The 13,561-nt window shown below is 59.6% G+C and carries 17 protein-coding genes; 10 read left to right on the forward strand and 7 right to left on the reverse strand.

All coding sequences use genetic code 11. The features are described from left to right. Positions 1-9: 9 nt before the first annotated feature. From OKB77_RS09975 to OKB77_RS09995, 5 genes are all read left to right on the forward strand, one after another. On the forward strand, positions 10-1,143 hold the full coding sequence (locus OKB77_RS09975; RefSeq protein WP_150390228.1) for a glycerate kinase: 1,134 nt from the start codon (positions 10-12) through the stop codon (positions 1,141-1,143). 232 nt (positions 1,144-1,375) lie between these two features. Continuing rightward, entirely contained in the window at positions 1,376-1,939 is a 564-nt protein-coding gene (locus OKB77_RS09980; protein ID WP_042084306.1) for an NnrU family protein, read from the forward strand. Between the two features lie 58 nt (positions 1,940-1,997). After that, a complete protein-coding gene (locus OKB77_RS09985; protein ID WP_076495785.1) occupies positions 1,998-2,534 on the forward strand; it encodes a glutathione peroxidase in 537 nt (178 codons plus the stop codon). Positions 2,535-2,616: 82 nt separating this feature from the next. After that, a complete protein-coding gene (locus OKB77_RS09990; RefSeq protein ID WP_005340335.1) occupies positions 2,617-3,552 on the forward strand; it encodes a LysR family transcriptional regulator in 936 nt (311 codons plus the stop codon). A gap of 182 nt (positions 3,553-3,734) precedes the next feature. Continuing rightward, positions 3,735-4,931, forward strand: coding sequence for a NupC/NupG family nucleoside CNT transporter (locus OKB77_RS09995; protein WP_005348874.1), 1,197 nt, complete (start codon positions 3,735-3,737; stop codon positions 4,929-4,931). Positions 4,932-5,032: 101 nt separating this feature from the next. Here the strand turns inward: OKB77_RS09995 and OKB77_RS10000 are convergent, their stop codons facing one another. The 5 genes from OKB77_RS10000 to OKB77_RS10020 all read right to left on the reverse strand — a co-directional run bounded on the left by OKB77_RS10000 (position 5,033) and on the right by OKB77_RS10020 (position 8,029). Further along, positions 5,033-5,452 carry a DUF4426 domain-containing protein gene (locus OKB77_RS10000; protein ID WP_150390230.1) on the reverse strand — a complete coding sequence of 140 codons (420 nt, stop codon included), beginning with the start codon at positions 5,450-5,452 and terminating at the stop codon, positions 5,033-5,035. Positions 5,453-5,495: 43 nt separating this feature from the next. Next, on the reverse strand, positions 5,496-5,798 hold the full coding sequence (gene yggU, locus OKB77_RS10005) for a DUF167 family protein YggU (RefSeq protein WP_064338820.1): 303 nt from the start codon (positions 5,796-5,798) through the stop codon (positions 5,496-5,498). After that, entirely contained in the window at positions 5,798-6,349 is a 552-nt protein-coding gene (locus OKB77_RS10010; protein ID WP_005340343.1) for a YggT family protein, read from the reverse strand. Before OKB77_RS10010 ends, yggU begins: the two co-directional genes overlap by 1 nt. A gap of 11 nt (positions 6,350-6,360) precedes the next feature. Continuing rightward, positions 6,361-7,185, reverse strand: a complete 825-nt coding sequence (gene proC, locus OKB77_RS10015) for a pyrroline-5-carboxylate reductase (RefSeq protein WP_064338819.1) — start codon at positions 7,183-7,185, stop codon at positions 6,361-6,363. A gap of 142 nt (positions 7,186-7,327) precedes the next feature. Then, a complete protein-coding gene (locus OKB77_RS10020) occupies positions 7,328-8,029 on the reverse strand; it encodes a YggS family pyridoxal phosphate-dependent enzyme (protein WP_058057968.1) in 702 nt (233 codons plus the stop codon). Between the two features lie 39 nt (positions 8,030-8,068). On the opposite strand from OKB77_RS10020, the gene tapT reads away from it, so the two are divergent. The 4 genes from tapT (at position 8,069) to OKB77_RS10040 (ending at position 11,682) form a co-directional block, all read left to right on the forward strand. Next, positions 8,069-9,103, forward strand: a complete 1,035-nt coding sequence (gene tapT / locus OKB77_RS10025) for a type IVa pilus ATPase TapT (protein WP_005340354.1) — start codon at positions 8,069-8,071, stop codon at positions 9,101-9,103. 28 nt (positions 9,104-9,131) lie between these two features. Next, the gene (gene tapU, locus OKB77_RS10030) at positions 9,132-10,241 is read left to right on the forward strand and encodes a type IVa pilus ATPase TapU (protein WP_005340356.1); all 1,110 of its coding nucleotides are present in this window, start codon (positions 9,132-9,134) and stop codon (positions 10,239-10,241) included. 47 nt (positions 10,242-10,288) lie between these two features. Beyond that, positions 10,289-11,062, forward strand: a complete 774-nt coding sequence (gene yaaA, locus OKB77_RS10035) for a peroxide stress protein YaaA (protein ID WP_064338818.1) — start codon at positions 10,289-10,291, stop codon at positions 11,060-11,062. A 194-nt stretch (positions 11,063-11,256) separates the two neighbouring features. Then, positions 11,257-11,682, forward strand: a complete 426-nt coding sequence (locus OKB77_RS10040; RefSeq protein ID WP_040098961.1) for a hypothetical protein — start codon at positions 11,257-11,259, stop codon at positions 11,680-11,682. 359 nt (positions 11,683-12,041) lie between these two features. Here the strand turns inward: OKB77_RS10040 and OKB77_RS10045 are convergent, their stop codons facing one another. Together OKB77_RS10045 and arfB are read right to left on the reverse strand one after the other, a co-directional pair. Next, a complete protein-coding gene (locus OKB77_RS10045; RefSeq protein WP_064338817.1) occupies positions 12,042-12,533 on the reverse strand; it encodes a methylated-DNA--[protein]-cysteine S-methyltransferase in 492 nt (163 codons plus the stop codon). 32 nt (positions 12,534-12,565) lie between these two features. Beyond that, entirely contained in the window at positions 12,566-12,982 is a 417-nt protein-coding gene (gene arfB / locus OKB77_RS10050; protein WP_021230947.1) for an alternative ribosome rescue aminoacyl-tRNA hydrolase ArfB, read from the reverse strand. Positions 12,983-13,183: 201 nt separating this feature from the next. Here arfB and glnK point away from each other — a divergent pair, with 201 nt between their 5' ends. Then, positions 13,184-13,522 (forward strand): P-II family nitrogen regulator, encoded by a 339-nt coding sequence (glnK, locus tag OKB77_RS10055; RefSeq protein ID WP_005341406.1) that lies wholly within the window; start codon positions 13,184-13,186, stop codon positions 13,520-13,522. Positions 13,523-13,561: the final 39 nt, after the last annotated feature.

Genomic DNA, 13,561 nt, shown 5'->3' on the forward strand with positions numbered 1-13,561 from the left:
GGAATTGATATGAAAATTGTTATTGCCCCCGATTCATTCAAGGAGAGTCTGAGCGCCATGGCGGTAGCTGATGCCATCGAGGCTGGTTTCAAACAGGTGTTGCCAAACGCCACCTACGTCAAATTGCCGATGGCCGATGGCGGTGAAGGCACGGTGCAATCGCTGGTGGATGCCACCGGTGGCCGCATCCTGCCGGTCGAAGTGACCGCGCCCCTAGGCAACAAGGTGCAGGGCTTCGTCGGCCTGCTGGGTGATGGCGAGCGCGCCGTCATCGAGATGGCCGCCGCCTCCGGCATCCATCTGGTGGCGCCCGAGCAGCGCAATCCGCTGCTCACCTCCAGCTTCGGCACCGGCGAGCTGATCCTGGCCGCGCTGGAGATGGGGGTGAAGCACCTGATCCTCGGTATCGGCGGCAGCGCCACCAATGACGGCGGTGCCGGTATGATCCAGGCGCTCGGTGGCAAGTTGCTCAAAGCGGATGGTGCGCCTATTGCTCTGGGTGGCGCAGGTCTCAGTGAGCTCGCGACCATCGATCTGAGCAGTCTGGATCCGCGTCTGAGCGATCTGGTTATCGAGGTAGCGTGCGATGTGAACAACCCGCTCTGTGGCCTGAAAGGCGCCTCTGCGGTGTTTGGTCCACAGAAGGGGGCGACTCCAGAGATGGTGGTGCAACTCGATGCCAACCTCGCCCGTTATGCCGACTGCATTGAGCAGGCCCTTGGCAAGCAGGTGAAGGATATTCCGGGGGCGGGCGCTGCCGGTGGCATGGGGGCCGCACTGGTCGGCCTGCTTGGTGCCGAGCTCAAGCCCGGCATCCAGATCGTCATCGAAGCGCTGAAACTGGCCGAGGAAGTGGCCGATGCGGATCTGGTCATCACCGGTGAAGGGCGCATCGACAGCCAGACCATCCATGGCAAGACGCCAATCGGTGTCGCACGTTGCGCCAAGCAGTTCGGCAAGTCGGTGATCGGTATCTCCGGTTGCCTGACCGACGATTGCGGCGTGGTACACGATCACGGGCTGGACGCGGTATTCGCCGTGGTCAACCGCGCCATGTCTCTGCCGGAGGCGCTGGAGAGCGCCAGCACCAATATTCAACTCACTGCGCGCAACGTAGCGGCGCTCTATCAGCTCAAGGGCTGATCCGGTTCGGCCGATGCGCCCCATCGGCTACTCAATATCCCCGTTTGGGGCATCTCCCATCCCGCGAGATGTCTGACTGCCCTGGCACTTATTTGCCGATCCATCGTGATCGGCTCTTTTCTTTCCGTTCCTTTGTCTTGCCACACTTTTGACTCCATGGGTCAGCGCGGTTTTGATAGGCGCACATCTCCCTTTACGGCATAGTGGTCGTACCAAGTACAAGGAGAGACTCATGTTCCTGCTGACCCTGGGGGTTGCGCTGTTTACCCTGATCCATCTCTACCCCTGTTTTGCGGTGGCCCATCGGGCGCGACTGAGAGAACGGCTGGGTGAGAATCGCTACAAGGGGCTCTTCTCCCTGCTGGTGTTTGTCGCCATCGCCTGCATCATCGCCGGTTGGCGCTCGGCCAGCTCGCTGCCGCTCTACTTCCTGCCGGAGTGGGGGCCGATGACCATGACGGTGATGATGCCTTTTGCGCTGATCCTCTTTTTCTCCGGCCAGGGGCCCAACCATCTGCGCCGCTGGCTGGTGCATCCCCAACTGCTCGGTACCCTGCTCTGGGCGGTGGCCCATCTGCTGGTCAACAGCGAGGCGCGATCTCTGGTGCTGTTTGGCGGCATCGGGCTGTGGGCGCTGGTGAGCATGGTCTGGATTTCGGTGCGGGACTGGCAGCGATATCCCCGCCCGGCGGCCAACTGGACGGGCACCGGCATCAGCGTCGGGGCAGGCCTGGCTGCCACCGCGCTGCTGGTGTTCTGGGGCCACGGCTGGCTGACCGGCATTCCCTTGCATTGAGAGTGAACTGCGGCTCTGGTAACCGCGTATGATGGACAAAACAAAAGGAGTCTTGGCGATGAAATGGTTCACTCTGTTGCTGTTATTGGGGGCTGGCGCGGCCTCTGCGGCGTGCCCCGATTATTTCAATGTGGAGATGCGGGAGCTAAACAACTCTCAGCGCCACAACCTCTGTCAGCTGACCGAGGGCAAGGTGGTACTGGTGGTTAATACCGCCTCCTATTGCGGCTACAGCGGCCAGTTCCGCGATCTGGAGCAGCTCTACCAGAGCTACAAGGATAAGGGATTGATTATTCTTGGTTTCCCCTCCAACGACTTCTGGCAGGAGGCGGGCAACGAGACCAAGACCGCCGAGGTGTGTCGCCGCGACTATGGCGTCACCTTCCCGATGTTCAATCGGGTAGCGGTGCGGGGCTCCGATGCTGTGCCACTGTTCAAGGGGTTGGCGGCGGCCGCTGATGGGGATGAGCCGAACTGGAACTTCCACAAGTATCTGGTGGGGCGCGATGGCAAGCTGATCGCCAGCTACGGCGCCAACCAGAATCCGGCTGACGACCCCCTCAAACTGCAGATCACCCGGGCGCTGGGGCTCTGACCCTACCCCTTGGCGGGCGGCTCTGGAATAATGGGCTCCCGCCACTCAATCCGGTTATCTTGTGCTGCAACGTCTTCCTCAAATGGTGATCTTCGATGCGCTGGTGCGCGAGCAGGGGATCTCTGCCGCCGCCCGTCGTCTCGGGGTCTCCAAATCCCATATCAGCAAGCAGCTGGCGCTGCTGGAGACCACCCTTGGCGCCCAGCTGGTACAACGCACCACCCGCCGCTTTGTCCTGACCGAGCTGGGTCAGGAGTATGCCCGTCACTGTCATGCGCTGGTGGCGGTGGCGCAGGAGGCGGACTCCATGATCGCCGAGCGGCGCGGCAAGGTGAGCGGGGTGCTCCATCTCGGGGTGGGCCAATCATTTGGTCGTCTGCACGTCATTCCCCATCTCAAGGCGTTTCAGGATCGCTATCCCGAGCTGGAGCTGGAAGTCTCGCTGTTCGACCACAGAACCAATCTGGTGGATGAAGGGCTGGATCTCTGGCTTACCACCTATGAGGACAAGCCGGAAGGGCTGGTGGGACAGCGGCTGGCCGACATCGGCTTCGTGGTGGCGGCTTCGCCGGATTACCTGCTGAGCCACGGCACGCCGCTTCATCCCAAGGATCTGGCCCAGCACAACTGCATCACTTACCAGAGTCGGGAGCGGCGCTATCACCAGTGGTCGTTTCGCCAGGGCAAGGAGCGCCAGACGGTGCAGGTGGCGGGCAACTATCGGGTGGATATGGCGGAGGCAGTGCGGGATGCGGCACTGGCCGGGCTCGGCATCGCCTATATCGCCAACTACTTGCTGGACAAGGAGTTACAGAGCGGCAAGCTGATCCCGGTGCTGCCAGGGTGGCGACCGAACCAGCAGATGGCGGTACACGCCGTTTATGCCCGGCGTGAACATCTGGATCCCAAGATCCGTCTCTTCATCGATTTCCTCAAGGCCCGCTTTGGCCCCGAACCCTATTGGGAGCAGCGACTGGCCCCCTGGCTCGGGGGTAAATTGTCCGGTGGTGAGGAATGATTGTTTCCATTTAAGAACTCTCGATTTCTCCTGATACTAAAATCGAACCAAATCAGCCAGTTGGCGCAACCGATATCGTGCAAACGTTTTTTCTAACAGGGTTGTAACCAAGCGGACTTGCAGTGACGGGGTGAGAGGCGCAGAATCCGCGCCCATCTTTTGCCCCACCTGATGGAGTCCCTATGATTGCCCTGCTCGGCATCCTGAGTATCCTGGCGCTTGCCGTCATCTGCTCTGATAATCGTCGTCGTATCCCGTTGCGAACAGTTGGCCTTGCCCTCTGCCTGCAAATCATGTTTGCCGGTCTGGTGCTCTGGTTGCCTGCTGGTCAGCACGTGCTGAACGGGGTCAGCGAGAGCGTAAGCAGCGTGATCGGTTATGGTCAGGAGGGGATCGCCTTCCTGTTCGGCGATCTGGCCAAGTTCAAGCTGGGCTTCATCTTTGCCTTCAACGTGTTGCCGGTCATCATCTTCTTCTCCGCGGTGATCGCCATCCTCTACCACATCGGCATCATGCCTCGGGTGATCGCCCTGCTGGGAGGCGGCCTGCAGAAGCTGCTGGGCACCGGCCGTGCCGAGAGTCTTTCCGCGACCGCCAACATCTTCGTTGGCATGGTGGAAGCGCCGCTGGTGGTCAAACCCTACCTCTCCAAGATGTCCGATTCCCAGTTCTTCGCTGTGATGAGCTGTGGTCTCGCCTCCGTCGCCGGTGGCACCCTGGTGGGCTATGCCAGCCTCGGGGTTGAGTTGAAATACCTGATTGCAGCGGCCTTCATGTCGGCCCCTGCCGGTCTGGCGATGGCCAAAATCCTGGTGCCGCCGGGAGCTGAAGAGGTCGATCACCATCAGGATGTCGAGATCCCCCGCGCTACCAACGTGATTGAAGCGGCGGCCGATGGCGCCATGTCTGGCCTCAATATTGCGGTGGCGGTCGGTGCCACCTTGCTGGCCTTCGTTGGGGTGATCGCCATGCTCAATGGCCTGCTCGGCTGGGCTGGTGGTCTGGTGGGGCTGGATCTGAGCTTCCAGATCATTCTGGGCTGGCTGTTTGCCCCCGTCTCCTGGCTGATCGGGGTACCTTGGGATCAGGCGCAAGCTGCTGGCGCTCTGATCGGTACCAAGATCGTGGTCAACGAGTTCGTCGCCTTTATCGGTCTGGTGCAGGATCAGACCCTGAGCGAGTCGAGCAAGGCCATCGTGACCTTCGCCCTGTGCGGCTTTGCCAACATCTCCTCCATGGCGATCCTGATCGGCGGTCTGGGCTCCATGGTGCCGGAGCGCAAATCCTTCATCGCCCGTTACGGCATGCGCGCAATTCTCTCCGGCGTGCTGGCAAACCTGATGAGCGCCTGTCTGGCCGGTCTGTTCCTCGCTCTGTAACCGCTGCGGTACGGGATAGATGCAACAAGGGCGCCCTGATGGCGCCCTTGTCATATGGATAAAATGAAGCCCCGACCTTGTTTGGGGCTTCTTGTTGCTGCTCAGTCGACGTAGAAGGTCTGCTGGAAGCTGAGGTTCTGTTGCTGCCCACCGCCCATGATCTTCAGGGTGAACTGATAGGTATCTTCGTTGCGGTAGGGGAGGGTCGCCAGATAGTAGATGGCATCCCCCTCTTTTACCTCCTGAAAGTTCAGGGTGCGGATGGTGCCGGTCAGGTTCTTGGCCTCACCGGTGATCCCCACGGCTTGCGCCACTTTCTGCTTGTCCTGTACCGCGATATTGATGATGGCGTTGTAGCGGCTGCGCTCCAGTCCATACGCCTTGGCGACCTCGGGGGTGAGGAAGCTGGAGTTGAAGGCGCTGTAGTGCACCAACCAGGGCCCCAGCTCCTTCATCTGTTCTGCCTTGAGCGGCAGGGTCATCAGTAGTGCCAGCAGGCCACTCATCCAGGCTGTTTTCATCTGTCATCCCTCTCATATCTACGGTTGGCGCAGGCCGATTCATTCAGCCTTGCATGTCATTCAGCAGTGTACTCACTTCTTGCGGCAACTGTTTGGGGCTGTCGATGGCGACGGTTTTGTGCCGCCCCAGTTCGCCCCGCACTATGGTGATCTGTCCCTTGGCCACCTTGAACTGCTTGGCCAGAAACTTGATCAGATGGCTGTTGGCCTGGCCATCGACCGGCGGCGCCGTGATGGCCACTTTCAGCTCTTCGCCATGCAATCCGATGATCTGATCCCGACTCGCCTTGGGCTGGATCACCAGATGCAGTACCAGTTCATCCCCTTGTTGCAGGACGGCTGGCATCAAATCATCCACCACAGCTGGCCAAACAGGTCACCCAGCAGGTAGTTGATGGCTTGCAGGCCGATAAAGGCGACCAGCACCGAGAGATCCAGCCCGCCCAGTGCCGGCAGTACGCGGCGGATAGGAGCGAGGAACGGCTCGGTCAGCTGATGCATCACGTATTCGATGGGGTTACGGCCCTGGCTGACCCAGCTCAGGATGGCGCGGATCAGCAGTACCCAGAAGATCATCGAGCCCGCTTTCTTCAGCACGGTCAGCGCGGCAAACAGGCTGATGCTGAGCCAGTCCGCCAGCAGTACGTTCATGCTCTTGAGCAGGGCCAGCTTGAGGAAGGCGACAGCCAGCGCCAGCACCACGGAGGCGAGATCGATGCCGCCAAAGCCAGGGATAACTCGGCGCAGCGGGATCACCAGCGGATTGGTCAGCTTGACCACCATCTGGCTCATCGGGTTGTAGAAGTCGGCGCGGGCCCACTGCAGCCAGACGCGCAGCAGGATCACCATCAGGTAGAGATCGAAAACGGTGTTAATCAGAAAGTAAGCTGTGTTCATCTGGGCTCCTGTTAGAAGAGGGTTTCCATTTCGGTGGCGCGAGCAACGGCCGCCTGCATGGCTTGCGCAGTCAGCGGCATCAGCCCCTGCTGCTGGAATGTCTTGATGGCTTCGGCTGTGGTGCCGCCCTTGCTGGTGACCTGCTCACGCAGGGTTTGCAGCGACAGCTCCGGGTTTTGCTCCACCATGGCGGCTGCGCCCAGCGCGGTTTGCTGCACCAGCAGGCGTGCCTGATCGGGCGAGAAGCCCAGTGCCTCCGCCTCTTCGGCGATCGCCTGCATAAAGAGGAAGAAGTAGGCCGGAGCACTGCCCGCAGCAGCGATGACGCCGTTGATGCCGGACTCCTGCTCCACCCAGAGGGTCTTGCCGACCGCCTGCATCATCAGCTCGGCAAAGTCGCGATCCGCGGCGGCAATATGGTCGGGTGCATAGAGACCGGTCATGCCCAGACCCAGCAGGGCAGGGGTATTGGGCATGGTGCGTATGATGCGGTCATGGCCACCGGCCATCTCGCCAAGGCGCGCCACCTTGATGCCAGCCGCGATGGAGATGAGCAGCTTGCCCTCAAGGGATCCCAGCTCTTCAACCAGTGCTGCCAGCATGCTGGCCATCAGCTGCGGTTTGACCGCCAGCACGATCACCTCGGCGTCGCGGGCCGCCTCGGCATTACTCTGGGTGATGCGAATGCCATGTTCCCTGGCCAGCGCCTCCAGCTTGGGCAGACTGGGGTTGGCAGCAGTGATCTGCCCGGCGGGATAACCCGCCTTGACCAGTCCGGCGATGATGCTTCGGCTCATGTTGCCCGCGCCGATAAAGGCCAGCGTTCTATGCTGCATCAGATGCTCCTGTTGCACATGGGGTCGCGGCGGGGTGGGTGCTGCCTGCACCAACTGACGCCAGAATTCGGTGTTCCATCAAACGCTCCTGTTGATGAAGTCGCGGCAAGAGGCGGATGTATGGGTTATCCGCTGGCCTTGCCTATGAGTAGTCACGGGCACCGAAGATGGCGGTGCCGACCCGCACCATGGTGCTACCGTGGGCGATCGCCAGTTCGAGATCTTCGGTCATCCCCATCGAGAGGGTATCCACCGTGGGGTATTGTCGCGCAAGCTCGGTGAACAGAGTCTGCATACGGGTCATTTGGGCGGCCAGTACGCCCTCGTCGCTGGTGTGTTCGGGAATGGCCATCAGCCCCCGCAGCACCAGTCGCTCACTTTGAGAGACCAGCTCGGCAAGGCGGAAAATCTCTTGTTCCGACGTTCCGGATTTGCTGCTCTCTCCGCTAATATTGATTTGCAGACAAACATTTAGCGGTGCCATTGTAGTTGGGCGCTGGTTGTTGAGGCGGTCGATCAGCTTGTCCCGATCCACGCTCTGCACCCAGTCGAACCGTTCGGCGACCAGTTTGGATTTGTTCGATTGCAAAGGGCCGATAAAGTGCCACTCTATGTCGCTATATTCCGGCTGCTGGCGCAAGGTATCGATCTTGGCCGCTGCTTCCTGGGCGTAGGATTCGCCAAAGCAGCGCTGACCTGCGGCATGGGCGGCCATGATGGCCTCGACAGGTTTGGTCTTGCTCACGGCCAGCAGGCGGATCTGCTGCAGGTTGCGGCTCGCCCGTTCGGCGGCCTGGGCAATACGTTCCTTTACCTGAAACAGGTGCTGGGCAATCTGGTTCATATTTCGTTAGTGATCTTGTGATGGGAGAATGACAAGTCTATGGATATCACAGAGTTATTGGCTTTCAGTGTAAAGCATAAAGCCTCGGATCTACACCTCTCGGCCGGGGTTCCCCCGATGATCAGGGTTGATGGTGAGGTTCGCAAGATCAATTTGCCCGCCCTGGAACACCGGGAAGTGCATGCCCTCATTTACGACATCATGAACGACCATCAGCGCAAGGAGCTGGAGGAGAACTTCGAGGTCGACTTCTCGTTCGAGGTACCCAATCTGGCCCGTTTTCGGGTCAACGCCTTCCAGCAGGCACGCGGCTCGGGCGCGGTATTTCGTACCATCCCCAGCACTGTGCTGAGCCTCGAGGATCTCGATGCGCCGGAGATCTTCCGCAAGATCGCCGAGTTCCCGCGGGGTCTGGTGTTGGTGACCGGCCCGACCGGTTCGGGTAAGTCGACCACCCTGGCGGCCATGGTCAATTACATCAACGAGAACTTCCATCACCATATCCTCACCATCGAGGACCCTATCGAATTCGTCCACGAGAACAAGCGCTGTCTGGTGAACCAGCGGGAAGTTCACCGGGATACCAAGAGCTTCAGCAACGCCCTGCGCTCGGCACTGCGGGAAGACCCGGACATCATTCTGGTGGGCGAGATGCGCGACCTTGAGACCATTCGTTTGGCCATGACGGCCGCCGAAACCGGCCATCTGGTGTTTGGCACTCTGCACACTTCGTCGGCGGCCAAGACCATCGACCGTATCATCGACGTCTTCCCGGGCGCGGAGAAGGACATGGTGCGCTCCATGCTCTCAGAATCCCTGCGGGCGGTCATCTCCCAGACCCTGCTCAAGCGTATTGGCGGTGGCCGGGTGGCGGCTCACGAGATCATGATGGGCATTCCGGCGGTGCGTAACCTGATCCGGGAGGACAAGATTGCCCAGCTCTACTCGGTGATCCAGACCGGGATGACCCACGGCATGCAGACCATGGATCAGAGCCTCAAGCAGCTGGTGAGTCGTGGCGTGGTGGCATCCCTCGATGCCAAGGCCAAGGCTGTTGATCCCAACAGCATTTAAGCGACTCGCACCCAGGGAGGGATAGATGATGAATCTGGATGATCTGCTGAGCGAGCTGGTCGAGCGAAAGGGATCAGATCTGTTTGTGACGGTGGGCTCGCCGCCCACCCTCAAGGTGAATGGCCATCTGGTGTCGCTGGGGGGGGAAGCGCTCGACAAGAAGGGGGCGCTGACGCTGGTCAGGGATACCCTCAGCAGCGATCACTTCGAGCGCTATATCCGCACCAAGGAGGCCAACTACGCGATCTATCGCGAAGCGCTTGGCCGTTTTCGGGTCAGCGCCTTCTGGCAGCAGGAGCTGCCCGGTATGGTGGTGCGGCGTATCGAGACCCGCATTCCCACCTTTGAAGATCTGCAGCTACCCAAAATCCTGCAAGAGGTGGCGATGGCCAAGCGGGGGCTGGTGCTGTTTGTTGGCGCCACCGGGGCGGGTAAATCGACCACCCAGGCGGCGATGATCGGCTATCGCAACCAGCATGCCGATGGTCATATTCTGACGGTGGAAGATCCGGTGGAGTTCGTCCATCAGCATGGTCGCAGTCTGGTGACCCAGCGAGAGGTGGGGATCGACACCGAGTCGTTCGATGTGGCGCTGAAAAGTTCGCTGCGTCAGGCGCCGGACGTGATCCTGATCGGCGAGATCCGGAGTCAGGAGACCATGGAGTTTGCCCTGCAGTTCGCCGAGACTGGACACCTTTGTCTCGCCACTTTGCATGCCAACAATGCCAACCAGGCGCTGGATCGCATCCTCCATCTGGTGCCGCAAGACAAACACCGCCAGTTCCTGTTCGATCTCTCTTTCAACCTCAAGGCCATCGTCGCCCAGCAGCTGGTGCCGAGTATGGATGGCAAGCGGCGCTGCGCTGCGTTCGAGATCCTGCTCAATACCCCGCTCATCACCGACATTATCCGCAAGGGAGAGATGCATCGCCTCAAGGAGGTGATGACCAAATCGACCGAGCTGGGTATGCAGACCTTCGATCAGGCGCTTTTCAGCCTGTTCTGCGCCGGCCAGATTGGCTACAGTGAGGCACTTGCCCATGCCGACTCGGCCAACGACCTGCGACTGCTGATCAAGCTCTCCGGTCGCGAGCGGCTCGGCACCGGCACGCTGGACAATGTGACGCTGGATGAATGAATCATGGGGCCGCTCTGCCGTTCGGCCCCTCGCCATAAAGGAACGTTATGCTGATTGTGGTTTCCCCGGCCAAGACGCTGGATTACGAGTCACCGCTGGTGACACCCCGTTTCACCCAACCCGAGCTGCTGGATCACTCCGCCGAACTGATTAGCCGGGCCCGCCAACTGAGCCCTGACCAGATCGCCACTCTGATGAAGATCAGCGACAAGCTGGCCGGTCTCAATGCCGCCCGTTTTGCCGAGTGGCAGCCAGATTTTACCCCCGCCAACGCCCGTCAGGCGCTGCTGGCTTTCAAGGGGGATGTCTACACCGGTTTGGCGGTAGAGGATTTCAGCGAGGCTGATTTTGACTTCGCTCAGGCACACCTGCGGATGCTCTCCGGCCTCTACGGCGTGCTTCGCCCCCTCGACCTGATGATGCCCTATCGGCTGGAGATGGGGACCAGGCTCGACAATAGCCGCGGCAAGGATCTTTACCAGTTCTGGGGGGAGGTGATCACTCACCATCTCAACGACGCGCTGGCAGCGCAGGGGGATGAAGTGCTGATCAATCTGGCCTCCGACGAGTATTTCAAGTCGGTACGACCCAAGAGCCTGAAAGGGCGGATTGTCACACCGGTGTTCAAGGATGAGAAGAACGGCCAGTTCAAGATCATCAGCTTCTACGCCAAGAAGGCGCGCGGCATGATGGCTCGCCACATCATCAAGCACCGTCTGACCGAGGTGGAGCAGCTGACCGGTTTCAACGCCGAGGGCTACTACTTCGTGCCGGAAGAGTCGGACGCCAATACCCTGATGTTTAAACGCGCCGAAAATTAATTACAAAAAGAGGGAACCAATCTTTCGACCCGCGGGTCTGAATATGTGAATCCTCTGTTGTAAGCACTTTTTATTCGCCGACGTTTGATACGTCGGCTTTTTTATTGCCGTTTTTATTGTCCATCGATTGCCTTCGCCGGGACTATGTGGTTCAGATAGACTCAAGACAGGGAGCGAGTCGTCGTGAGGTGAATATGGAACAGAAAAATGCCATTCGGCAGGTTGCCGTACCTTGGGCTCCGTCCCGCCAGCTACCGCCCGGTCTGGTTGTGGCCGAGCTGCATCAGGATCTCTGGAGCGACTCCCTGACCATCATGCTGGGGCGGGCGCGCAGCATCGATCTGCCCCCACAAATCCTCTGCCGGGTCTATTTTCGTCATATCTACGCCCTGCGGGTTATCGAAGATTGCGATCTGGCCGAGGGGAAGGATAGCCACGCTATCGAAGAGCAGATCCAGCTCATCACCCCATCCCGTTTTGCCAGCTGGTTCCATCAGGAGTCGGACGGCCTGCATCTGGATGAAGATCTGCAGCACTATCGCATCTCGACCTGGGATTATTGCGCCGATGTGCTGACCTCCTCGGCGCCGGAACTGCAGTTCCTGCCCCAGAACGAGTAGCCAGCTGTTACGTCAGAGGCGAAGGATGATCCTTCGCCTCTTGGTTTTTGGGCGGGCGCAGATTTTGTGGCGTTCAGGCCACTCAAGCCGGGTGGCGGCCTGTTGTGTCGGCACAAAAAAAGCGCCTCAGAGGAGGCGCGGGGAAAAAGACAGATTGGAAGCGTCACATGGGTGCTACTTGAATCAGCGAATGAGCCGTGCCATTCAAGTATGGAGCCATCATGCCAAGCTCAATCTGAAGTAGTTCTGAGGCGATTCTTCATTTTCTGTTCATCTTATCAGCAAAGCGTGGCCACTGATTGAAATCCTTTTCATTCTGGTCGCGATATTGCCCCGCCCTCTCCGGGGCGGTCATCGTCTCATGGGGCCAGCTCGAATGTTGTGCCTGCCTGTTCCAGTGCCAGCAACCAGCGCTTGATGGGAATGCCGCCTGCATAGCCGGTCAGCTCGCCGCTGCGTCCGATCACCCGATGGCAGGGCACTATGATGCTCAGCGGATTGCGCCCATTGGCAGCGCCCACAGCCCGCACCGCCTTGGGATTGCCGATAGCCTGGGCAATCTCGAGATAGCTCACGGTCTCGCCATAGGGGATATCGCACAAAGCGTTCCATACCGTTTGCTGGAACGGGGTGCCCTTCGCTGCCATGGGCAGATCGAACTGCTGCAACTTTCCGGCGAAATAGGCGGTGAACTGGGCAAGATAGGGGGCCAGCGCCTTGTCATCCAGTTGCCAGTCAGATTGCGGCATGACTGGTCGTTCCCCGTGCATGAACTCCACGTGGCGCAGTCCATCCTGATCGATGGCGACCAGCAGGGGGCCGCGGGCGCTGTCGCAAAAACTGTATCTCATCGGCTGACATCCTTTGGGGGCTGGGGGTTGGCTCAGTCCAGAACCGGTTTGCCGCGGGCGGACTTGATATCCCCCTTGCGTTTCTTGGCATCGACCCGTTTGCGCTGGGAGCTGCGGGTCGGCTTGGTGGCATGACGAGCCTTGGGTCGCCAGGCTGCTTTCTTCAGCAACTCCACCAGACGGCTCATCGCCTCCTTGCGGTTCATGTCCTGGCTGCGATGGCTCTCGACCCGGATCAGGATAAAGCCATCGTGTACCCGGCTGTCGCTCAGCTTGTCGAGACCCTCCTTGTAGAGGGGCGTCAGGCTGGGAGAGTTGCGGTAATCGAAGCGCAGCCAGACGGCGGAGTCGGTCTTGTTGACGTGCTGTCCACCGTTGCCCTGTGCCCGCATGGTCTGAAATTGCAGCTCATGCCAGGGAATCGTGACGCTGTTGGAGATAACTAACATGCTGTTTTGCTCTTGTTTGGTGCATACCCGCTGACCGCTGCAGCATGGTGCCTCATTATGGGGCGTGCTGGCCGGTTATGGGGATGTGCCTGACGAATGGCGCCGAAATTAAACTCTATCTATATGAAATAAAACAATAAAAATACTTGGCATAAGAATTGAAACCCGATTCATGACACACCATGGATTGGGAGCAACCAGATGAAGCTGATTAGTGCGATTATCAAACCGTTCAAGTTGGACGATGTCCGCGAGGCTATTGCCAACCTGGGGGTGGAAGGGCTGACCGTGTCCGAGGTCAAGGGATTTGGCCGCCAGAAGGGACACACCGAATTATACCGGGGAGCCGAGTATCAGGTCGACTTCCTGCCCAAGGTGAAGCTGGAGATTGCTACCGCCGATGATAACGTGGAAGGGGTGATCGAGGCGATCTGCAAGGCGGCCTATACCGGCAAGATCGGCGACGGCAAGATTTTTGTCTATGACTTGCTGCAGGCGGTGCGCATCCGCACCGGCGAAAGTGACGACGAGGCGCTGTGATGAACCGCATCCGTGACGTACAGATTTGTTGACCTCCCG

This window comes from Aeromonas sp. Y318-3 (assembly GCF_027706185.1).
GTDB lineage: Bacteria > Pseudomonadota > Gammaproteobacteria > Enterobacterales > Aeromonadaceae > Aeromonas > Aeromonas veronii.

Excerpts from the sequence above, each read along its gene's own strand:
- OKB77_RS10020 (WP_058057968.1), bottom strand. The coding sequence starts at position 8,029 with ATGAACCAGATTGCCCAGCACCTGTTTCAGGTAAAGGAACGTATTGCC.
- OKB77_RS09975 (WP_150390228.1), top strand. The coding sequence starts at position 10 with ATGAAAATTGTTATTGCCCCCGATTCATTCAAGGAGAGTCTGAGCGCC.
- OKB77_RS09980 (WP_042084306.1), top strand. The coding sequence starts at position 1,376 with ATGTTCCTGCTGACCCTGGGGGTTGCGCTGTTTACCCTGATCCATCTC.
- tapU (WP_005340356.1), top strand. The coding sequence starts at position 9,132 with ATGAATCTGGATGATCTGCTGAGCGAGCTGGTCGAGCGAAAGGGATCA.
- yggU (WP_064338820.1), bottom strand. The coding sequence starts at position 5,798 with ATGCCAGCCGTCCTGCAACAAGGGGATGAACTGGTACTGCATCTGGTG.
- glnK (WP_005341406.1), top strand. The coding sequence starts at position 13,184 with ATGAAGCTGATTAGTGCGATTATCAAACCGTTCAAGTTGGACGATGTC.
- OKB77_RS10045 (WP_064338817.1), bottom strand. The coding sequence starts at position 12,533 with ATGAGATACAGTTTTTGCGACAGCGCCCGCGGCCCCCTGCTGGTCGCC.
- tapT (WP_005340354.1), top strand. The coding sequence starts at position 8,069 with ATGGATATCACAGAGTTATTGGCTTTCAGTGTAAAGCATAAAGCCTCG.
- proC (WP_064338819.1), bottom strand. The coding sequence starts at position 7,185 with ATGCAGCATAGAACGCTGGCCTTTATCGGCGCGGGCAACATGAGCCGA.
- OKB77_RS09985 (WP_076495785.1), top strand. The coding sequence starts at position 1,998 with ATGAAATGGTTCACTCTGTTGCTGTTATTGGGGGCTGGCGCGGCCTCT.
- OKB77_RS09995 (WP_005348874.1), top strand. The coding sequence starts at position 3,735 with ATGATTGCCCTGCTCGGCATCCTGAGTATCCTGGCGCTTGCCGTCATC.
- yaaA (WP_064338818.1), top strand. The coding sequence starts at position 10,289 with ATGCTGATTGTGGTTTCCCCGGCCAAGACGCTGGATTACGAGTCACCG.
- arfB (WP_021230947.1), bottom strand. The coding sequence starts at position 12,982 with ATGTTAGTTATCTCCAACAGCGTCACGATTCCCTGGCATGAGCTGCAA.
- OKB77_RS10010 (WP_005340343.1), bottom strand. The coding sequence starts at position 6,349 with ATGAACACAGCTTACTTTCTGATTAACACCGTTTTCGATCTCTACCTG.
- OKB77_RS10040 (WP_040098961.1), top strand. The coding sequence starts at position 11,257 with ATGGAACAGAAAAATGCCATTCGGCAGGTTGCCGTACCTTGGGCTCCG.
- OKB77_RS10000 (WP_150390230.1), bottom strand. The coding sequence starts at position 5,452 with ATGAAAACAGCCTGGATGAGTGGCCTGCTGGCACTACTGATGACCCTG.
- OKB77_RS09990 (WP_005340335.1), top strand. The coding sequence starts at position 2,617 with ATGGTGATCTTCGATGCGCTGGTGCGCGAGCAGGGGATCTCTGCCGCC.